19 protein-coding genes are annotated in these 18718 nt (G+C 66.1%); 8 read left to right on the forward strand and 11 right to left on the reverse strand.

Going from position 1 to position 18718, the window contains the following annotated elements:
- Positions 1-53: 53 nt before the first annotated feature.
- Both AC3DE2_RS12270 and AC3DE2_RS12275 read right to left on the reverse strand, forming a co-directional pair.
- Positions 54-800: an electron transfer flavoprotein subunit beta/FixA family protein gene (locus tag AC3DE2_RS12270; protein WP_488426401.1), complete on the reverse strand. Its 747-nt coding sequence runs from the start codon at positions 798-800 to the stop codon at positions 54-56.
- Between the two features lie 77 nt (positions 801-877).
- Positions 878-1810, reverse strand: a complete 933-nt coding sequence (locus tag AC3DE2_RS12275) for an ATP-grasp domain-containing protein (protein ID WP_488426402.1) — start codon at positions 1808-1810, stop codon at positions 878-880.
- Between the two features lie 111 nt (positions 1811-1921).
- On the opposite strand from AC3DE2_RS12275, the gene AC3DE2_RS12280 reads away from it, so the two are divergent.
- From AC3DE2_RS12280 to AC3DE2_RS12290, 3 genes are all read left to right on the forward strand, one after another.
- Complete coding sequence (locus tag AC3DE2_RS12280) at positions 1922-2662, forward strand: CoA transferase subunit A (RefSeq protein WP_488426403.1); 741 nt, start codon at positions 1922-1924, stop codon at positions 2660-2662.
- Positions 2662-3294 (forward strand): CoA transferase subunit B, encoded by a 633-nt coding sequence (locus AC3DE2_RS12285; RefSeq protein WP_488426404.1) that lies wholly within the window; start codon positions 2662-2664, stop codon positions 3292-3294. Before AC3DE2_RS12280 ends, AC3DE2_RS12285 begins: the two co-directional genes overlap by 1 nt.
- A gap of 144 nt (positions 3295-3438) precedes the next feature.
- Entirely contained in the window at positions 3439-5793 is a 2355-nt protein-coding gene (locus AC3DE2_RS12290; RefSeq protein ID WP_488426406.1) for a reprolysin-like metallopeptidase, read from the forward strand.
- A gap of 144 nt (positions 5794-5937) precedes the next feature.
- Here AC3DE2_RS12290 and AC3DE2_RS12295 read toward each other — a convergent pair whose 3' ends face one another.
- Positions 5938-7563 (reverse strand): electron transfer flavoprotein-ubiquinone oxidoreductase, encoded by a 1626-nt coding sequence (locus tag AC3DE2_RS12295; RefSeq protein WP_488426407.1) that lies wholly within the window; start codon positions 7561-7563, stop codon positions 5938-5940.
- Positions 7564-7645: 82 nt separating this feature from the next.
- Here AC3DE2_RS12295 and AC3DE2_RS12300 point away from each other — a divergent pair, with 82 nt between their 5' ends.
- Entirely contained in the window at positions 7646-8269 is a 624-nt protein-coding gene (locus AC3DE2_RS12300) for an alpha-ketoglutarate-dependent dioxygenase AlkB family protein (RefSeq protein ID WP_488426408.1), read from the forward strand.
- A 28-nt stretch (positions 8270-8297) separates the two neighbouring features.
- Here the strand turns inward: AC3DE2_RS12300 and AC3DE2_RS12305 are convergent, their stop codons facing one another.
- From AC3DE2_RS12305 to AC3DE2_RS12325, 5 genes are read right to left on the reverse strand one after another with little or no spacing between them, the layout of a single operon-like run.
- Entirely contained in the window at positions 8298-8924 is a 627-nt protein-coding gene (locus AC3DE2_RS12305) for an ABC-type transport auxiliary lipoprotein family protein (RefSeq protein WP_488426409.1), read from the reverse strand.
- The gene (locus AC3DE2_RS12310) at positions 8921-9847 is read right to left on the reverse strand and encodes an MlaD family protein (protein ID WP_488426411.1); all 927 of its coding nucleotides are present in this window, start codon (positions 9845-9847) and stop codon (positions 8921-8923) included. Before AC3DE2_RS12310 ends, AC3DE2_RS12305 begins: the two co-directional genes overlap by 4 nt.
- 3 nt (positions 9848-9850) lie before the next feature.
- On the reverse strand, positions 9851-10645 hold the full coding sequence (locus tag AC3DE2_RS12315) for an ABC transporter ATP-binding protein (protein ID WP_488426412.1): 795 nt from the start codon (positions 10643-10645) through the stop codon (positions 9851-9853).
- Positions 10646-10648: 3 nt separating this feature from the next.
- Positions 10649-11764 (reverse strand): ABC transporter permease, encoded by a 1116-nt coding sequence (locus AC3DE2_RS12320; RefSeq protein WP_295379391.1) that lies wholly within the window; start codon positions 11762-11764, stop codon positions 10649-10651.
- Positions 11761-12657 carry a DMT family transporter gene (locus AC3DE2_RS12325; RefSeq protein WP_488426413.1) on the reverse strand — a complete coding sequence of 299 codons (897 nt, stop codon included), beginning with the start codon at positions 12655-12657 and terminating at the stop codon, positions 11761-11763. The genes AC3DE2_RS12320 and AC3DE2_RS12325 overlap by 4 nt, the downstream gene beginning before the upstream one ends.
- Positions 12658-12747: 90 nt before the next feature.
- Here AC3DE2_RS12325 and AC3DE2_RS12330 point away from each other — a divergent pair, with 90 nt between their 5' ends.
- Positions 12748-13992 carry a threonine/serine exporter family protein gene (locus AC3DE2_RS12330; protein WP_295379396.1) on the forward strand — a complete coding sequence of 415 codons (1245 nt, stop codon included), beginning with the start codon at positions 12748-12750 and terminating at the stop codon, positions 13990-13992.
- 114 nt (positions 13993-14106) lie between these two features.
- Here AC3DE2_RS12330 and AC3DE2_RS12335 read toward each other — a convergent pair whose 3' ends face one another.
- The 3 genes from AC3DE2_RS12335 to AC3DE2_RS12345 all read right to left on the reverse strand — a co-directional run bounded on the left by AC3DE2_RS12335 (position 14107) and on the right by AC3DE2_RS12345 (position 16842).
- Positions 14107-14487, reverse strand: a complete 381-nt coding sequence (locus tag AC3DE2_RS12335; RefSeq protein ID WP_295379398.1) for an H-NS histone family protein — start codon at positions 14485-14487, stop codon at positions 14107-14109.
- A gap of 147 nt (positions 14488-14634) precedes the next feature.
- Positions 14635-16329 (reverse strand): proline--tRNA ligase, encoded by a 1695-nt coding sequence (locus AC3DE2_RS12340; protein ID WP_488426414.1) that lies wholly within the window; start codon positions 16327-16329, stop codon positions 14635-14637.
- Positions 16330-16455: 126 nt separating this feature from the next.
- A complete protein-coding gene (locus AC3DE2_RS12345; protein WP_295379402.1) occupies positions 16456-16842 on the reverse strand; it encodes a DUF4124 domain-containing protein in 387 nt (128 codons plus the stop codon).
- A 106-nt stretch (positions 16843-16948) separates the two neighbouring features.
- Here AC3DE2_RS12345 and pssA point away from each other — a divergent pair, with 106 nt between their 5' ends.
- From pssA to rimI, 3 genes are read left to right on the forward strand one after another with little or no spacing between them, the layout of a single operon-like run.
- Positions 16949-17725: a CDP-diacylglycerol--serine O-phosphatidyltransferase gene (gene pssA / locus AC3DE2_RS12350; RefSeq protein WP_295379404.1), complete on the forward strand. Its 777-nt coding sequence runs from the start codon at positions 16949-16951 to the stop codon at positions 17723-17725.
- Positions 17722-18198 carry a hypothetical protein gene (locus tag AC3DE2_RS12355; protein WP_488426416.1) on the forward strand — a complete coding sequence of 159 codons (477 nt, stop codon included), beginning with the start codon at positions 17722-17724 and terminating at the stop codon, positions 18196-18198. Before pssA ends, AC3DE2_RS12355 begins: the two co-directional genes overlap by 4 nt.
- On the forward strand, positions 18195-18707 hold the full coding sequence (gene rimI / locus AC3DE2_RS12360; protein WP_295379408.1) for a ribosomal protein S18-alanine N-acetyltransferase: 513 nt from the start codon (positions 18195-18197) through the stop codon (positions 18705-18707). Before AC3DE2_RS12355 ends, rimI begins: the two co-directional genes overlap by 4 nt.
- Positions 18708-18718 lie beyond the last annotated feature (11 nt).

Here is an 18718-nt window from a genome sequence, read left to right on the forward strand (position 1 = left end):
CCGCGTCGCGCCGCTGCCGCGACCCTCTTCCGCGGGGAAGAGGGAACGGTGGGTTACAGCAGGCCCTTGGCCTTGAGCGCGGCGACCAGTTCGGCCGCATCCTTGACCATCACGCCCTTGCTGCGCTTGGCCGGCGCGGCGTAGTGGGTGGTCTTCAAGGTATTGGCCGCCTGCACGCCGAGATCGGCCAGTTGCAGGGTCTCCAGCGGCTTGCTCTTGGCCTTCATGATGTCGGGCAGCTTGATGAAGCGCGGCTCATTGAGGCGCAGATCGGTGGTGACCACCGCCGGCAGGTCGACTTCCAGGGTTTCCAGGCCGGCGTCCACCTCGCGGGTCACCGTGGCCTTGTCGCCGGCGATTTCCAGCTTGGAGGCAAAGGTCGCCTGCGGTCGGCCCCACAGCGTGGCCAGCATCTGGCCGGTCTGGTTGGCGTCGTCGTCGATGGCCTGCTTGCCCAGGATGACCAGTTGCGGCTGTTCCCTTTCGATCAGCTTGAGCAGGGTGCGGGCGGCGGTCAGCGGCTGGATCGGCTGGTCGGTGACCACGTGGACGGCGCGGTTGGCGCCCATGGCCAGGCCATTGCGCAGGTGTGCCTGGGCGTCGGCCGGCGCGATGGTGGCGACCACGACCTCGGTGGCGATGCCTTTGTCGCGCAGCCGCAGGGCTTCTTCCAGCGCGATTTCGTCGAAGGGGTTGGCCGACAGCTTGACGCCGTCGGTGACCACGCCGGACCCGTCCGGCTTGACCTGGATGCGGACGTTGTAGTCCACCACGCGCTTGTAGGCGACGAGAATCTTCATCCTCTGGGAGTTCCTTCAGTGCTACGGAGAGGCCCGGCCGCGGCGGCTGGCCGAGGGCAGAACGCTGATTCTAGCGGTCAGCCGATATCCGTGCGAGTCCGTACGGTACCGTCCGCGAGCCGCGCCAGCAGCGCCTGCGCCAGGCGTTCGGCGGCTTCAGGGGCTTGGGCGAAGAACAGCGAAGGCTCGGTCAGTTCGAGTTCCAGCAGGCGGGGCGCCCCATCGGCCCCGCGCAGCAGGTCCACCCGCGCGTACAGCAGGGGAGACTCCAGTTTGAGCAATCGGCTGGCCGCCGCCAGGACCTGATTTGCCAGTTGCCGTTCGTCCTCGGCGGGCTCGCGGCTGCGGATGTCGCCGAATGCATGCGGATCCGGGGGCGCCGCGTCGCCGGTTTTCAGCAATGCCCCCTTGCGGATGGCATGGCTATAGCTTCCATCGATGTGGATGAGCGCGGTTTCCCCGTCCGCGTCCACGGCCGGCAGATACGGCTGCAGCAGGGCGCTGCGGTTGGCATCCAGCAGGCGGGCCAGGTGGTTGCCGGCGGCGAATTCCTGCGAGCGTTGGTAGCGCTGCGTATCGCGGGCCCCGGCGCTGACCGCGGGTTTGACCACGAACTCCTCGGCATCGTGCCGGGCGAGAAAGCGCTGCAAGGCCTCCATCGGTTCGGCATCCGGCTCGACGAATTCGGTCGGCACCACCGGCACGCCCAGCGCCGCCAGGTCCGCCAGATAGTGCTTGTCGGTATTCCAGCGGATGACCGGCAGGGGATTGATCAGCGGCACCGATTGCGCGGTCCGCTCGCACCAGGCCATGAACTCGGGCAGGCGCTCGGTGTAGTCCCAAGGGGAGCGGAGAAGGGCCGCATCGACCCGATTCCAGCCGACCGAGGCGTCATCCCACGCCAGCGCCCGGGCGGAAAGGCCGACGCGCTCGCAGGCGGCCAGCAAGGGGGGCAGATCTTCATCGTGGCCGGTGGCCGCGATGGCGGTGACGAGGGCGATGGTGGTCATGTGCGCAGTGTAGGCGGCATGGCCACACCAATGTCGCCATTGCCCGAAAGTACCTGTTGCGCTCCGGGGGCATGGGTAGAATGGCGGACATTTCCTAGACGGATCATGCCGATGGCCGAAACCGCGAACGCGGCCCCCAAGACGGGCAAGCAGAAACTCTACCCCAGCGCTGCCGCGGCCTTGGACGGCATCGTGGCCGATGGCCAGACCCTGGCGGTGGGTGGATTCGGGCTGTGCGGCATTCCGGAAGCACTGATCGCCGCGCTGCGGGATAGCGGGGTGAAAGGTCTGACCGCCATTTCCAACAATGCCGGCGTCGACGGTTTCGGCCTGGGCCAGCTGCTGGCGACCCGTCAGATCAGCAAGATGATTTCGTCCTACGTCGGCGAGAACAAGGAGTTCGAGCGGCAGTACCTGGCCGGTGAGCTGGAACTGGAATTCAATCCCCAGGGCACGCTGGCGGAGCGGCTGCGCGCCGGCGGCGCGGGCATCCCGGCGTTCTTCACCCGCACCGGCTACGGCACCGTGGTCGCCGAGGGCAAGGAAACCCGCCAGTTCGGCGAGCACTGGTACGTGATGGAAACCGCGCTGGTGGCGGACGTGTCGCTGGTCAAGGCCTGGAAGGCCGACAAGGCGGGCAACCTGGTGTTCCGCAAGACCGCGCGCAATTTCAATCCCGCCTGCGCCATGGCCGGCCGGATCTGCGTGGCCGAAGTGGAGCAGGTGGTCGAAGTCGGCGAGATCGACCCTGATCACGTCCATCTGCCGGGCATCTACGTGGATCGCATCGTCCACAACCCGAACCCCGAGAAGCGCATCGAACAGCGCACCGTGCGCCAAGGAGACAAGTGATGGCCTGGACCCGTGACGAAATGGCCCAGCGCGCCGCACGCGAACTGACCGATGGCGCCTACGTGAACTTGGGCATCGGCCTGCCGACCCTGGTCGCCAACCACATTCCCGCCGGCATCGATGTCTGGCTGCAGTCGGAGAACGGCCTGCTCGGCATCGGCCCCTTCCCGACCGAGGACGAGGTGGACGCGGACCTGATCAATGCCGGCAAGCAGACCGTCACCGCCCGCGCCGGCGCCAGCTACTTCGGCAGCCACGATTCGTTCGGCATGATCCGGGGCGGCCACATCGACCTGGCGGTGCTGGGCGCCATGCAGGTCACCGACCGCGGCGACCTGGCCAACTGGATGGTCCCCGGCAAGATGGTCAAGGGCATGGGCGGGGCCATGGACCTGGTGGCTGGGGTCAAGCGCATCGTCGTGCTGATGGAACACGTGGCGAAGGATGGCAGCCACAAGATCCTGCCCCAGTGCGACCTGCCGCTGACCGGAGTGGGGGTGGTGAACCGGATCATCACCGACCTGGCCGTGTTCGACGTGACCGCGGACGGCCTGGTCCTGGTCGAAACTGCGGATGGCGTCACGGTCGATGAGCTGAAAGCCAAGACCGGCGTGCCGTTCCGGACCCACTGACTGTTAGACGGTCGGGGGTGGCTTAAGGCAACCTGTACGGAGCCGCCCCGCCCGTCATGTGAAATCCGGCTTCACGGCAGTGGAGCCGGGAGCTGGGGTATATTTCCCCGTTCAGGGGCAACACCAGCCAGATTGAGGGTTCGCATGAAGTTTCGCCTCGGCGCATGCGCCGCCGTTGTTTTGTTGGCCGCTTGCAGTGGCCAGAAGTCCGACAGCCAGATGGCTGCGCTGCATGGCTCCGCAGGAGGCGATTCGCTGAAGTCACAGGCCCGGTCGGCCATGAAGCCGTCCGGTCGCGATATCCGTCATTCGATCGCCAGCGCCCCGGACCGCGGCGCGCTGATGGCGTACAAGAACCAGGGCAAGCCGGTGAAGCGTGAAGGCGCCTTCACCTATTACCCGGTGGCCATGAGCGAGGACCATGCGCTGAAGGGCGTGGTGACCGGCCACATGACCGTGCCGATGCCCGATGGCAGCGAAGTCAAGCTGAACTACGAACGGCACGATGAAGGCATCGATGGCAACTGGACCTGGGTTGGCCGCGTCGAAGGCGGCGATCCGATGCAGGAAGCCATCATCACCTTCGGTGAGGAGGCCGTGTTCGCGTCCATTCCGCAAGGAGCCGGCAAGCCGCCGCTGAACATCCGCACCCAGGGCGGCAGCCTGTATGCCGTCCAGATGGATCCGTCCAAGGTCCGCTCGCCGAACATCGGCCACAACGACATGGCGGTCCCGGAAGCGAGCACGCTTCGCGATGCGATGGCAGGACAGATCCTCGCGGCCAAGGCGCAGATTTCGCAAAAGGCAGTTGCGCAGGCGGCGCCGCCGACGTCCGCCAACACCATTGACGTGGCGGTGGGATATACGGCCGGTTTCCGGAACAAAGCGCTGCTGACTCAAGGCAGCGTGACGACGGCGCTGACCTATTTGTTGCAGATCGCGAACCAAGGGTTCAGCAACAGCAATGTAAATGGCTACCTACGGCTGGTGAATGCACAGGAAGTTTCATACACGGACAGCAACTCCAACGAGACCGCATTGCATGAGCTTACTGGCAGCAACGGAAAGGACAATGTGACGATTCCGACGGCTCTGGCGCCAATCCGCACTGCGCGTGATCAGTACGGCGCCGACATTGCGCTGCTTATTCGCGGCTTCCAGCAGCCCGAGCACCAAGGTTGTGGTATTGCGTGGTTGATTGGTGCCAATGGTGCCACGGTTAATCCGGCGCAGGACGAACGTTGGGGTTATGGCGTAGTCAGCTTTGGCGACGATACCGGCACCGATGGCAACAGCTACTACTGTGCGCCTGAAAGCATGGTGCACGAAGTCGGTCACCTGCTCGGATCGGCGCATGATCGAGCCAACTCTACGACGCCGGGGCGCTATCCTTATTCGTATGGTTACAAGAGCACTGCGGGCAACTTCTACACCATCATGGCGTATGGCGATCAGAACCAGACGCCATATCGCTTGTTCTCTAACCCGAACATTGCCACCTGTGGACAGACTAATCCTGGTCTTTGTGGTGTAGTGAACGAAGCGGACAATGCAAGGAGCTTGAACCAGACCATCCCGGTCGTAGCCCAATTCCGTCAGACAGTCGTACCATTCACTGGCGAACGAATGCACCACGATTTTGATGCCAATGGGTCTTCAGATGTCCTGTGGTTTAACCCTACCCAATCGACCGTCCAGTTTTCCTTGCTGAATGTTGGAACGTATATATCCTCGTTTGCCAGCTTCGGCGTACCTGCCGGATTCACAGTGAAAGCTAGCGGTCATTTTGACGAAGACGCGGCGAGTGATTTGCTGGTCGTGAATGAGGCGACGCGCTCTATTCGGCTCTGGTTGAACAGATCAGGTTTCTTTGAGGGACGAGATCTTGGCGGTTACGGTGTTGGTTGGACCGTAGCAGCGGTGGGTGACTTGGATGACGATGGCACCAGCGATATCGTTTTTCACAATGCAGCTACTTCAACCATCCAACTGACCAAAATAAAGGCTGGTGCAATTTCTGGAAGCCGTAGCTACACGATTCCTGCCGGTTATGTGGTAAAGGCAGTAGCGAATGTGGATGGGGCCGGACGGCAGGATCTAGTCCTTGAGAGGCCGGATACGCGTGACATCATTTTCTGGCTGGCCAAGGATGAGATATACGAGGCCCGCTCGTTCGCAAGATATGGTGCAGATTGGACGCTCGCAGGCTTTGGCGATTTTAATTGCGACGGAACGGACGATGTCATCTGGGACAGCGAAACGTTGCAGCGAATTGAATTCTCCTATGTCAGAAGTGCCGGTATTTTTCAGACTCGTGCTTTTTCGCGACCTGCTGGTCTAAAGGTCGCCAGCGTGGTCATGTTCTCTGGTGACAAGTGCTCTGACTTGATCATGAATGACACTGTTGGGCGAAATGCAGTGACGTGGATCAATAGCAATTCGGTTTTCTCTGGCTACACTTTGGGTGGATACGGAACCGGTTGGCAGTTGGTCAAATAGGTCGGCATAAGCATCAGGTGCAAAAAAGCCCCTTCAATTGAAGGGGCTTTTTTCATCGGTTACAGGAAGTTCTCACCTAGTTGCGAGCATGCACGGGCTGGCTTACCCGTGGCGGATGATGAAAACATCTGTCTACGTTGCTAATCATAGATTCTGATAATTCGGACCCGAGCCACCTTCCGGGGTTACCCAGGTGATGATCTCGTAGGGGTCCTTGATGTCGCAGGTCTTGCAGTGCACGCAGTTGGCGGCGTTGATTTGCAGGCGCTTGCCGCTGCTTCCGTCCGGCATGGTCTCTTCGATGATTTCGTACACGCCGGCGGGGCAGAAGCGGGTGCAGGGATTGTCGTATTCCTCGGCGCAGCGGGTGACGCAGATCGAGGTGTCGGCGACCTTCAGGTGGACCGGCTGGTCCTCGTCGTGTTCGGTGGCCGCGTAGTAGACGCCCTGCAGGCGGTCGCGGGGCGCGAGGGTCCGCTCGACGTAGTCGCGACGGGGTTCCTCGTGCTGGCCGATCCTCTCGAGTGAAGACCAGTCCGGCTTGACCTTGAGCGTCCACGGCGAGAGTCCAGCCGTCACGGTTTCCCAGGCGGCGTTGAGCAGGCCGAACCACATGCCTTTCTTGAAGCCGGGCTTGATGTTGCGGACCTGCTTGAGTTCCTTCATCGCGTCCGAGGCGCGCAGGCGCGCGTCGAAGCCGGCCGGTTCCAGGCCGTTGCCGGCCAGGTGTTCGGCGGCCAGCATGCCGCTGCGGATGGCTTGGTGGGTACCCTTGATCTTGGGCACGTTGAGCAGGCCGGCGGTGTCGCCGATCAGCAGTGCGCCGGGCATCTCCACCTTCGGCAGCGACTGCCAGCCACCGGTGACGATCGCGCGCGCGCCGGCGGACAGGATGTTGCCGCCTTCCAGCAAGGGCTTGATCATCGGGTGGTTTTTCCACTGCTGGAAGGCTTCCCACGGCTTGTACTCGGGATCGGTGTAGTCCAGGCCGCTGACATAGCCCAGCGCGATCTGGTTGTTGTCCAGGTGGTACAGGAAGCTGCCGCCATAGATTTTGCCGTCCGCGGGCCAGCCCATGGTGTGCACGATCTTGCCGGGGCTGACGCGTCCCTCCGGCACCTGCCAGAGTTCCTTGATCCCGATCGAATAGCCCTGCGGGTCGCTGTCCTTGTCCAGGCCGAAGCGTTTGACCAGCCGTTTGGTCAGGTGGCCGCGCGCGCCCTCGGCCAGCACCGTGACCTTGGCGCGGATGTCGATGCCCTGGGTGTAGCCCGGCTTGTGCGAACCGTCCTTGGCCACGCCCATGTCGCCGATGCGCACGCCCACGACCTTGCCGCTCTCGTCGTGCAGGGTCTCGGCGGCGGCAAAGCCGGGGTAGATCTCCACGCCCAATGCTTCGGCCTGCGGTGCCAGCCACGCGCACATCGCGCCGAGGCTGACGATGAAATTGCCGTGGTTGCGCATGCCGGGCGGCACGATCGGGGCCTTGCGGCCGCCGGTCTTGCTGAGGAACCAGAATTCGTCGTCCCTGGCCGGCACGCAGATGGGCGGCGGATTGTCGCGCCAGCCCGGCAGCAGTGCGTCGAGTGGCGCGGGTTCGATGACGGCGCCGGACAGGATCTGCGCGCCGACCGTGCTGGCCTTCTCGATCACGCAGACCGAGATGTCCGGGTTCAGCTGCTTCAGGCGGATCGCGAAGGCCAGGCCCGCGGGACCGGCACCGACGGTGACGACGTCGTACTCCATGACATCGCGTTCGGCTTCGGACATGGATGGGCTTCCTCGTGGCGTTAGGCTGCGGCTATTTTCGGGGTTTGCGCGGGGTGGGGCAAATCCGCGAGCATGGCGCGCGATGACCATACCCCTGTCGCTGTTGCCGGATGGAATGATCGACCTGCCCGATGCGCAACTGCGGCTGTGGCCGCAATGGCTGGAACCGGAAGAGGCCGATGCTCTGTTCATCGGCCTGCTGACCGGCTTGCCCTGGGAAGTGCATCGCATCCGCCTGTTCGGGCGGGAGGTGGATTCTCCGCGGTTGAGCTGCTGGATGGGGGATCCGGATGCCCGTTATCGATATTCCGGTGCGCTGTTCGAACCCTACCCGTGGCATCCGGCGTTGAAGCACCTGGCCAGACGCCTGCGCGATGCGCTGGACGTGCCGTTCAACAGCGTCCTGGTCAACCGCTATCGGAATGGACGCGACGCGATGGGATGGCACAGCGACGACGAGCAGGAACTGGGCAACGCCCCCGTGATCGCTTCGATCAGCCTGGGAGCGACCCGGCGCTTCCTGCTCAAACACCGGCAGCGGCCGGATTCACGTCTGGCGCTGGATCTGCCACGGGGCAGCCTGCTGCTGATGGCCGGGGATACCCAGCGGAACTACCGGCATGCCCTGCCGCGCACCACGCGCCCGGTGGGAGAGCGCATCAACCTGACCTTCCGCTGGATCCGGCCGGCTTCCCGCCGTCCATGACGGCAGGGTACGCCGGTGCGGTTGCGGATCAGCGCTGGCTGGCGTCCGCCTGGCCGCTCGTGAGTACCCAGCCGGCAAGGTCCCCGGTCAGCGCCGACAGCGCCTGTTCGAACGCGGATGCCACCTGGGCGACATCGGTGCCGCCGGCCGGCCGGGCCTGCAGGAAGGTGCGCGAAGCGACCACGCGCTGGCTGCGGTTCTGGACCAGCTTGGCGTTGACCTCGAGGGTCGCCGCCGGCACCGCCTGCCCGGCGTAGTCGGCCTCGAACCGGCGCACGTCCATCACCAGGCGGTAGTCGCCGAGGATGCCGGCGTCGGCGCTGGATACCGCCGGAATCCGGCCCGAGTCCTCCAGGGTCCGCTGGACCGCGTCCTGCAGCAGTTCGGTCGCCGGTTGCGACCATGACGCGCCCTTGTAGACCTGGAGTTCGCCCGGGGTCGGCCGCACCGAGATGCGCGGGCTGTCGACCACGCGCGCGGCGGTGGGCTTGGCGATGACCAGCGACCAGGCCACGGTCGGCCAGGCCGGGTCGGCCGCCACGCGCACTTCCGGCGCATAGATGGTGGTCGGTTCGCGCGGGCCGCTGCCCAGGATCGAGGAGCAGCCGGCCAGCGCGGCGAGCGACAGGATGAGGGGAATGCGCAGCGCCTTCATTTGGGTTCGAACTCCTTGGGTGCGTCGCGGCCGAGCAGGTAGCGGGTGGGATTGCCTTCGAGCCGATCGCTGACCCGGCGCAGGTCGCGGACCAGGCCGCGCAGTTCGGTCAGGGTCGGGCCCAACTGGCCCAGGCCGTCGTTGGCGAAGCTGTTGATGGCGGCGCGGTTCTCGCCCAGGATGGCGTCGGCGTTGCCGGCGGCGGAATCCAGCTTGGCGAGGGTGGCGTCCAGCTTGGTCAGCAGCGGCGGCAACTGCCGCACCAGGTTCTGATCGATGCGTTCGATGGCGCCGTTGGTGGTGGTCAGGGTGGCGTCGAGTTTCTGCGCCGCATCGCGCGCGCTGACGATCAACGACTGCAGGCCCTCGTCGCGATTGGCCAGGGACCCGCTGATGTTCTCCAGGTTCTGCAAGGTGGCGGCGATGCTGGCGACGTTCTTGTCGCTCAGCACTTCGTCCAGCCGTTCGACGATGCGGTTGGCGGTATCGGTGATGTTCTGCAGGGCGGAAGGCGCGGTCTGGATGAGTGGCGCCTCGCGCTTGTCCACCGTCGTCAGCGCGGGCGCCTGCGGGGTGCCGCCGCTGAGCTGGATGATGGTGGGGCCGGTCAGGCTGGTGATGGCCAGCTTGGCGCGGGTGTCGGTCTTGATCGGGGTGGAGGATTCCACCCGGATGAGCGCCACCACCTGGCGGGGATCGTTGGGAGCCAGCGACAGCTTGGTGATCGAGCCCACCGCGATGCCGTTGTATTGCACGGGACTGCCGACGGAAAGGCCGGTGACCGCCTCGCGGAACACGATCTGGTATTGCTGCCAGGTGCGCTCGGAGGAGTACTTCGCCGCCCACAGGCCGAACAGCAGCAGGGCCGCCGCGGTGACCAGGGTGAACGCGCCGATGAGGACGTAATTGGCTCGGGTTTCCATGTCTCAGACTTCCTCTTGTTCGGGCTCGCCGCGGGCGGCCCGGGCCCGGGGACCGTGGAAATACTCCTGGACCCAGGGATGGTCGAAGCGCTCGACTTCGGCCAACGGCGCGGTGATGACGACCTTGCGATCGGCCAGCACCGCGACCCGGTCGCAGATAGCGTACAGGGTGTCCAGATCGTGGGTGATGAGGAACACCGTCAGGCCCAGCGCTTCCTGCAGGGTCTTGATCAAGCGGTCGAAGGCGGCCGCGCCGATCGGATCCAGGCCGGCGGTCGGTTCATCAAGGAACAGCAGCGGCGGATCCAGCGCCAGCGCGCGGGCCAGGCCGGCGCGCTTGCGCATGCCGCCGGACAGCTGCGCGGGCAATTTGTTGAGGGCCTCGGCCGGCAGGCCGGCCAGCTTGATCTTCAGCAGTGCCAGCTCGTAGCGCCAGCTGTCCGGCAGTTCGCCGTGGTGCTCCTTCAGCGGCACCTGCACGTTCTCGCCCACGGTCAGCGAGGAGAACAGGGCGCCATCCTGGAACAGCACGCCGGTGTTGCGCTCGATGTGCAGGCGGGCCTGCGGATCCTCGGAGAGGGCATCGGTGTCGAGTACATGGATGCTGCCGGCCTGTGGCCGGCGCAGGCCGAGAATGGCCCGCATCAGCACCGACTTGCCGGTGCCCGAGCCGCCGACCACGCCGAGAATTTCGCCGCGCCGCACGTCCAGGTCCAGGCCATCGTGCACGACCTGCTCGCCGAACCGGTTGACCAGCCCGCGGACCCGGATGATCGCGTTGTCGTCACCTGTGCCCATCGCCTACCAGCCCATGTGCATGAACCACAACGCGGCCAGCGCGTCGATGATGATGACCAGCGAGATCGTCTGCACCACGCTGGAGGTGGTGCGCTCGCCGACCGACTGCGCGGTGCCTGTCACCTGCAGGCCCTGCAGGCAGCCGATCAGGCCGATCACTAGCGCGAAGATCGGCGCCTTGGACAGCCCGACCAGGAAATGCCGCACCTCCATGGTGTCGTGCATGCGGGCCAGGTACATCTGCGGGGGGATGCCCAGATCGAAGGCGCCGACGGTGACGCCGCCGGCCAGGCCCGCCATCATCGAGATGAAGGTCAGCAGCGGCAGGGTCACCAGCAGCGCGACCAGGCGCGGAATCACCAGCAGATCCACCGGGTCCAGGCCGAGGGTGCGGATGGCGTCGATTTCCTCGCGGCTCTTCATCGCGCCGATCTGGGCGGTGAAGGCCGAGGCGGTGCGGCCGGCCAGCACGATCGCGGTCATCAGTACGGCGAACTCGCGCAGGAAGGCGATGCTGACCAGTTCGACGACGAAGATCTCGGCACCGAAATCGCGCAGCACGGTCGAGCCGAGGAAGGCGATCACCGCGCCCACCATGTAGGACAGCAGGATGACCAGCGGTACCGCGTCCAGCCCCACCTGCTCCATGTGCGAGACGGTGGCGATGGCGCGGAAGCGGCGCGGCTCCTTCACCATCCGCAGCAGCTTGACCAGGTTCTCGCCGGTGAAGCTGAGCAGGGCGATGATCTCCTGGCCGTATTCGGTGACCCGCTCGCCCAGGCGCGACAGCGCGGCCAGGAAACCGTAGTCGCGCTTGCGCGGCGGGCGGTCGTCGGCCACGTCCTCGATGGTGGATACCAGTGCCTGGTGATCCTGGCGGAACAGCAGCGCGTCCGGCGACAGGTTGCGCCGGCTGGCGAAGCGCAGCAGTTGCAGCACGCCGGCCGAGTCGATGCGGGCGATGCCGGTGGCATCCAGTTCGGTCACGCCCTCGGGCACTTCGCGCAGGCGTTCGGCCACCACCAGGGCGGTGCTGAGCGTCCAATCGCCCGCCAGCCGCACCCGAGAGGGTTCGGAGGGGTCGGATTGGAATTGCGGGCGTGCGTCGGTTCGGGTCATGGCGTCGCTCGGCCCAGCAGCATACAGGCTATGCCGCTGAACGTAAGCAGGACGCCCACCACGCCGCGCCGACCCAGCGGTTCGCGCAGCCACAGGGCCGCCAGGATGACCAGGAACACCGACGCCGATTCGTTGAGGATGGCCGCGACCGAGGCCGAGGTGTACTTGTAGCCGCCGAGCCAGAACACCATCGACAGGCCCTGGCCGATCAGCGCGGCGAGGATCAGGCGGTGCCACGGCACCCGCCGCGCGTCGAAGGCGCGATGGCGCCGCATGGCGGGCCACGCGGCGATCAGCAGCAGGCCGCCGACCGCGCCGGCCAGGCGGAGCAGGGTGATCCAGAGCAGGGGTTGTTCTTCCAGGACCCGCTTGACCATGACGATGGCGATCGCCATCAGGGCAATCGCCGCCATGCCGATCAGCACGCCGCGCAACGTGTGGGCCGGCTGTGTCCGCCACTCGCTGGGCGGCCGGCTGACCAGCAGCACGCCCAGCCCGACCAGGCCGAAGCCCAGCCATTGCCGCGCGCCCAGGCGTTCGTCCAGCCACAGGAAACCCATCATCAGCACCAGCGGGCTGTAGAGATTGCCGATGACGCCCATGCGACCGGCGCCCAGTTCGTTGAGTGCGCGGAAATACAGGGTGTCGGCGATGGCGATGCCGAGCACGCCGCTGGCCAGCACCAGGGCGATGTCGCGCGGTGGCATCTGTGGCAAATGCCCGGCATGCAGGAACAGCACCACCGGCGCCAGCAGGGCCAGGACCAGGCCATTCTTCATCAGGTTGAGCGCCAATGGCGGCAGGGTCGCGCCCAACTGGCGCGCCAGGATCACGCCGACCGCCCAGGCGGCCGCGCTGCCCAGGGCAAGCGCCTCGCCGATACCAATACTCAACGTCCACCTTTATGCTGCGCCGACCGCGATCAGTTTACGCAATACTCTTCAGGCCCCTTACCCGGTGATGCCGGGTCCAATGTTTGCGAAATGACAGAAAACTCGGCCTCCGCCACCTACGCCCAGCGCATCGCCTTCGTCTGCGAGATCGCCAGCCGCCTGCACAGCTACGGCACCACCGCCCAGCGCCTGGAAGCGGCGGTGGCGGCACTGTCGCAACGGCTTGGACTGGATTGCGAACCCTGGTCGAACCCGACCGGGCTGATCCTGAGCTTCAACGATCCGTCGCGGCCATTGGGCGCGAGTGACACCACCCGGGTGATCCGGCTGGCGCCGGGCGAGAACGACCTGCACAAGCTGAGCGAGGCGGACCGGATTGCCGAGGACGTGGTGGCCGGGCGCATGAGCCTGGCCGAAGGACATACCGCGCTGCGCTCGCTGGACCGCAAGCCCAGCGCGCGCTGGCGGGCGATGCAGGTATTGGCCTCCGGCCTGGCTTCAGGCGCGGTGGCCGGCCTGTGGCGGCTGCCGTGGCTGGACATCGCCACGGCTGGATTGATCGGACTGCTGATCGGCCTGCTCGGGCACGCGATCGCGCGGCGACCGCAGATGAAGGAGGCCAGCGACGCGCTGTCCGCGCTGCTGGCCGGTTTCGTCGCGATCCTGATCGCCAACTTCATCGCGCCGCTGAACCTCAACACGGTCATCATCGCTTCACTGATCGTGTTGCTGCCGGGCATGGCGCTGACCAACTCGGTCAACGAGCTGACCAGCCAGCACCTGGTGTCCGGCGTGGCGCGCTTCGCCGGCGCGATGGCGACGATTCTCAAACTGACCGTCGGCAGCCTCATCGCAATCACCCTGGCCGAACTGGTGGGCCTGTACCCGGAGGTGCGCGCGTCGCGGCCGCAGCCGGAGTGGGTGGAATGGTCGTCGATGGTGCTGGCGGCCTATGCCTTCGCGGTGCTGTTCAAGGCGCACAAGCGCGATTATCCGTGGGTGATGGCCGCGGCGTTCGCCGGCTATGGCATCTCCCGTTTCGCGGGCGAGGCCTGGGGCGCGCCGGTGGGCATTTTCCTGTCGGCATTGGTGCTCACCGCGGCGGGCAATGCCTTCGCGCGCTGGGCCAACCGTCCCGGTGCGCTGATCCGTGTCCCCGGCATCCTGATGCTGGTGCCCGGCAGCGCCAGCCTGCGCGGACTGATGACGCTGGTCCAGCAGCAGGACGTGGGTGTCGGTCAGTCCGCCGTGCTGGGCGTGACCAACATCGTGATGGCGCTGATCGCGGGCCTGCTGTTCGGCAACCTGGTGGTTTCGGCGCGCAAGAATCTCTGAGCGCCCACGGGAACGCCTGGCGGCCCCGGGCCCGCCGCGGTTTCGCCGTCCTCGACGAAAAACGCCACGGATGTGCATCCGTGGCGTTTTTCTTGTGCTCCGTTCGCGAAGCGGTTACTTCTTCTTGATCAGGAAGTCTTCGACTTTCTTGCCCTTGGCGGTCGCCGCGGCCAGCCAGCGCGGCTGCTTGCCGCGGCCGGTCCAGGTTTCCTTGGGATTGGCCGGATTGCGGTACTTCGGCGCCACCTTGCCGAGCTTGCGCCCGGCACGCGATGCGGACTTGGCGGCGGCCTTGCGGCCACGTGCGGCGGGTGCCTTGCCCGGAGCACCGAACAGTTCCTCGATCGTATAGCCCTCGGCCTTGGCGAACTTGGTGATCTTGCTGCGAATGGTCGCAATGGGGGTGCGCTTGGCCAGCTTCGTCTGCTGTTGGCGGGCCTTTTCGATCAGGGTGCCCAGTTCTTTGGCCGACAGGCCACGCAAATCAATCGACATCGAGTTCTCCGGAAGTATGGAAAGGGAATATCACCTGTCCATGGCGGGAGTTGCATCTTAGGCCATGCGGCTTTCAATAAACAAATCGGAGCGGACAATGTCAATGAATCGACATATATCCACTCCGAATGTCATCCGGATTATCGATTAGCCGGCGAGGCGGCGGATCAGTTCGGATTTGTCGAGATTTTCCGCTTCGCTGGCCTTGCGGAAGCGATATTCATAGGTGCCGGCGGCCAGGCCGCGCTCGGACACGACCACGCGATGCGGAATGCCGATCAGTTCGATGTCGGCGAACATCGCGCCCGGGCGCAGGCCGCGATCATCGAGGACCGCATCGACGCCATCGCCGATCAATTCCGCCAGCAACTCATTCGCCGCCTGCGCCACCGCCGGATCGTTCTTCGGATTGATCACGCAGACCGCCACCGACCACGGCGCCATCGGCGCCGGCCAGATGATGCCGTTGGCGTCGTGGTTCTGTTCGATCGCCGCCGCGACGATGCGGGTGACGCCGATGCCATAGCAGCCCATCGCCGGGGTCGCGGCCTTGCCGCTTTCATCCAGCACGGTGAACTGCATGGCCTCGCTGTACTTGCGGCCCAGCTGGAATACGTGGCCGACCTCGATGCCACGCGCCAGCCGGATCTGGCCGCCATCGGCGGCGGTCTCGCCGGCGACGACGTTGCGGATGTCGGCGACGGTTTCCGGTTCGGCCAGATCCCGGCCCCAGTTGACACCGGCAAGGTGGAAGCCGGCCTCATTGGCGCCGACCACGAAATCGGCCATGGCCGCGACGTCGCGATCGGCGATGACGCGGATCGCCTGGCGCGGATTGATCGGGCCGAGGAAGCCCGGCTCGCTGCCCAGGTGGGCAAGGATTTCCGCTTCGCTGGCCAGGCGGTACCCGGCCATGCCAGCGATTTTCGCCAGTTTGATCTCATTGACCGCATGATCACCGCGCACCAGCGCGAGGACGAAACCACCCTCGGTCATCAGCGCGACCGACTTGACCGTGCGATCGAGCGCAATGCCCATCAGCGCGGCCACGTCCTCGCAGGTCTTCTGGGTCGGCGTGGCGATCCTGCGGAACTCCTCCGTGGCGGCCGGACGCGCGCCCGGCGCGGCGGCCTGCGCGGCTTCGACGTTGGCCGCGTAGTCCGAGCCGGTGGAAAACGCGAGCGCGTCCTCGCCGGATTCGGCCAGCACGTGGAATTCCTGCGAGGCGTCGCCGCCGATGGCGCCGCTGTCGGCCTGCACCGCGCGGAAATCCAGGCCCAGGCGGGTGAAGATGCGCGTGTACGCCGCATGCATGTTGCGGTACTCGCGCACCAGATCCTCATCGGTCAGGTGGAACGAGTAGGCGTCCTTCATGATGAATTCGCGCGCGCGCATCACTCCGAAGCGCGGCCGGATCTCGTCACGGAACTTGGTCTGGATCTGGTAGAAGTTCACCGGCAGCTGCTTGTAGCTGTTCAGTTCCTGCCGCGCGAACTCGGTGACCGCCTCTTCGGCGGTGGGGCTGTAGCAGAACTCCTGCTCCTTGCGATCCTTGAGCTTGAGCAACTGGTCGCCGAACTTGTCCCAGCGCCCGCTCTCGTCCCACAGCTCGCGCGGCTGGATGGTCGGCATCACCATTTCAATCGCGCCGGCGCGGTTCATTTCCTCGCGGACCACGGTTTCCACCTTGCGCAGCACCCGCAGGCCCAGCGGGGACCAGGTGTACAGGCCGGCGGCCAGCTTGCGGATCATGCCGGCGCGCAGCATCAGCTGGTGGCTGACCAGTTCGGCGTCGGCAGGGGTTTCCTTGGCGGTGCGGAGATGGAATTGCGACAGGCGCATCGAGATTCGGTCGTTCGGGGGAATGAGCCGTCTATTCTGCCAGCCTTGCGCAGCCGGTGCCCGCGCCGCGGCGGCATGGCCTGATCGTCATGGATCGGGTGGTTCCACCGGCGTGCGGCGGGAGGCTCAGTTGGTGGGCGGTGCGCAGTATGCCTTTTCGGCCGCCTGCGCCAGCGCGAGCTGATTGGCCCGCTGGGTGTCGTCCATCGCCTGGCCCGGCTTGCCATCCGCGCCAGCCTGCGCGACGGGCCCGCTATTGCGCAGGACTTCCAGATTCCTGCGGGCGGTGGCGCACTGCGGGTGTTCGACCGACTTGCCTGCGGCTGCGTCGGTCTGGGGAATCGGTTCCCCGCGTGGCGCGATGTGGCGGTCCTGGTACTGCTCGCCTGTCGGCGGCTTGTCCGAGTAATGGGTCACGCCCTTGGCGTCCTTCCACTGGTAGACCGGGGTGGCGAGGCAGGGCAGGCTGGCCACGGCCAACGCCAGCAGCAGGCCGGTAGACAGTCGGGGCATTGCGCGCACGGTCGGCTCCAGGCGGAAACGGCAGGAACCGGATTGCAGCACCCCTCCGCCGGCCTGGCAAGCCGGAGGCGGGGGGGCTTGGGCTAAACTGGGACGCATGGACGAAATCAAGCCGCCGCCGCGCTCCCGCGGCATCTACCTGCTGCCGAACCTGTTCACCACCGCCGGGCTGTTCGCGGGCTTCTACGCGATCATCGCCGCGGCCGACGGGCAGTTCGTCAATGCCGCCATCGCGGTGTTCGTGGCAGGCCTGATGGATGGCATCGACGGCCGGGTCGCCCGGTTGACCGGCACCAGCAGCGCTTTCGGCGTGCAGTACGACTCGCTTGCCGATCTGGTCAGCTTCGGCCTGGCGCCGGCACTGGTGATGTACCACTGGTCGTTGTCGGCGCTGAAGCTGGACAGCGCGGCGATGGGCCGGGTGGGCTGGGCGGTGGCGTTCCTGTATGCCGCCTGCGCGGCCCTTCGGCTGGCGCGTTTCAACACCCAGGTCGGCACTGTCGACAAGCGCTGGTTCGTCGGCCTGGCCAGTCCCGCGGCGGCGGGACTGATGATGTCCTTCGTGTGGGCGTTCGCCGACGGCAGCCTGGGCTGGAACGGCGACGAACTGCGTTACGTGGCGCTGGCGGTCACCATCCTGGCGGCGCTGCTGATGGTCAGCCGGATTCGCTTCTGGAGCTTCAAGGGCAGTGGCGAAGGCGGCGCCCGCGCCGACCGCGTGCCGTTCGTGGGCCTGTTCCTGGTCGCGGTGGTCATCGCGATCCTGTTCATCGATCTGCCGCGGGTGCTGTTCGCGGTGGGCGTGGTCTACGCGCTGTCCGGACCGGGTTACTGGCTGTGGCAGCGGGCGCGCCGCGGCGAGGCGCGGACGTGAGCCTGGCCGGACACGATACGCCCTGGTCGCCCGAGCAGCAGGGCTGGCTGGCGGCACTGGGCTATACGGTATGGGTGACGGGGCAGCCTGCTCCCGCCGACGCGGAGCCGGCGGAGAACCCGGCGCGTTCCGCCGCGACCGTGCCCGCGGCGAACTCCCCGCCTTCCCCGGACGGGCATCCGACCCAGGAACCGCGTTGCGCACCCGCAGCGGCCCGGGTCGCACCCACCCTTGATTCCACGCCGGCCGCCGAGCCCCCGCGCGCGCCGGCGCCGCGTTCGCGTCCGGCCTCGCGGCTGCCGGATCGCCTGCATTTCGCCCTGATCCGGGCGTCGGGTTGCAATCCGAACGCGGAAGGGGCCGCGGAAATCTTCGCGCAGTGGCCGGCTTCCTCCGAACTGCGGGGCAATCCGGCCGCCAAGCGCGCCTTGTGGCCGCGGCTGCGGGCGTTGCGCAGACCGTCCACGCTATGAGCGCGGTCAGCGTCGAGTCCACCAACGCCGTCCCTTCGGCTTCATTGCGGCCGATGCGCGATGGTGATCTCGACGCGGTGATGGCGATCGAACAGCGTGCCTACCCGTTCCCCTGGACCCGCGGCATTTTCCGCGACTGCCTGAAGGCGGGTTATCCGGCCTGGGTGATGGTCGAACATGGCCTGGTGATCGGCTATGGCCTGATCAGCATCGCGGCCGACGAAGCGCACATCCTCAACGTCTGCGTGACGCCCGAACGACAGGGGCGTGGCCTGGGCCGCCACCTGCTGCGCGCGCTGGTGAAGCAGGCGCGCGACCTGCGTGCCGGGCGGGTGTTCCTGGAGGTGCGTCCGTCCAACCTTGGCGCGATCCGGCTGTACCACAGCGAGGGATTCAACGAGATTGGCCGTCGGCCGCGCTACTACCCCGCGCGTGACGGCCGCGAGGACGCGCTGGTGATGGCGATCGAACTGGTCGCCGACGACATCGAGAAGATGCCGTCGCTGTAGGGTGAGCCTGC

It is taken from the genome of Pseudoxanthomonas sp. 68-E7 (assembly GCF_057773145.1).

Excerpts from the sequence above, each read along its gene's own strand:
- AC3DE2_RS12270 (WP_488426401.1), bottom strand. The coding sequence starts at position 800 with ATGAAGATTCTCGTCGCCTACAAGCGCGTGGTGGACTACAACGTCCGC.
- AC3DE2_RS12275 (WP_488426402.1), bottom strand. The coding sequence starts at position 1,810 with ATGACCACCATCGCCCTCGTCACCGCCATCGCGGCCACCGGCCACGAT.
- AC3DE2_RS12280 (WP_488426403.1), top strand. The coding sequence starts at position 1,922 with ATGGCCGAAACCGCGAACGCGGCCCCCAAGACGGGCAAGCAGAAACTC.
- AC3DE2_RS12285 (WP_488426404.1), top strand. The coding sequence starts at position 2,662 with ATGGCCTGGACCCGTGACGAAATGGCCCAGCGCGCCGCACGCGAACTG.
- AC3DE2_RS12290 (WP_488426406.1), top strand. The coding sequence starts at position 3,439 with ATGAAGTTTCGCCTCGGCGCATGCGCCGCCGTTGTTTTGTTGGCCGCT.
- AC3DE2_RS12295 (WP_488426407.1), bottom strand. The coding sequence starts at position 7,563 with ATGTCCGAAGCCGAACGCGATGTCATGGAGTACGACGTCGTCACCGTC.
- AC3DE2_RS12300 (WP_488426408.1), top strand. The coding sequence starts at position 7,646 with ATGACCATACCCCTGTCGCTGTTGCCGGATGGAATGATCGACCTGCCC.
- AC3DE2_RS12305 (WP_488426409.1), bottom strand. The coding sequence starts at position 8,924 with ATGAAGGCGCTGCGCATTCCCCTCATCCTGTCGCTCGCCGCGCTGGCC.
- AC3DE2_RS12310 (WP_488426411.1), bottom strand. The coding sequence starts at position 9,847 with ATGGAAACCCGAGCCAATTACGTCCTCATCGGCGCGTTCACCCTGGTC.
- AC3DE2_RS12315 (WP_488426412.1), bottom strand. The coding sequence starts at position 10,645 with ATGGGCACAGGTGACGACAACGCGATCATCCGGGTCCGCGGGCTGGTC.
- AC3DE2_RS12320 (WP_295379391.1), bottom strand. The coding sequence starts at position 11,764 with ATGACCCGAACCGACGCACGCCCGCAATTCCAATCCGACCCCTCCGAA.
- AC3DE2_RS12330 (WP_295379396.1), top strand. The coding sequence starts at position 12,748 with ATGACAGAAAACTCGGCCTCCGCCACCTACGCCCAGCGCATCGCCTTC.
- AC3DE2_RS12335 (WP_295379398.1), bottom strand. The coding sequence starts at position 14,487 with ATGTCGATTGATTTGCGTGGCCTGTCGGCCAAAGAACTGGGCACCCTG.
- AC3DE2_RS12340 (WP_488426414.1), bottom strand. The coding sequence starts at position 16,329 with ATGCGCCTGTCGCAATTCCATCTCCGCACCGCCAAGGAAACCCCTGCC.
- AC3DE2_RS12345 (WP_295379402.1), bottom strand. The coding sequence starts at position 16,842 with ATGCCCCGACTGTCTACCGGCCTGCTGCTGGCGTTGGCCGTGGCCAGC.
- pssA (WP_295379404.1), top strand. The coding sequence starts at position 16,949 with ATGGACGAAATCAAGCCGCCGCCGCGCTCCCGCGGCATCTACCTGCTG.
- rimI (WP_295379408.1), top strand. The coding sequence starts at position 18,195 with ATGAGCGCGGTCAGCGTCGAGTCCACCAACGCCGTCCCTTCGGCTTCA.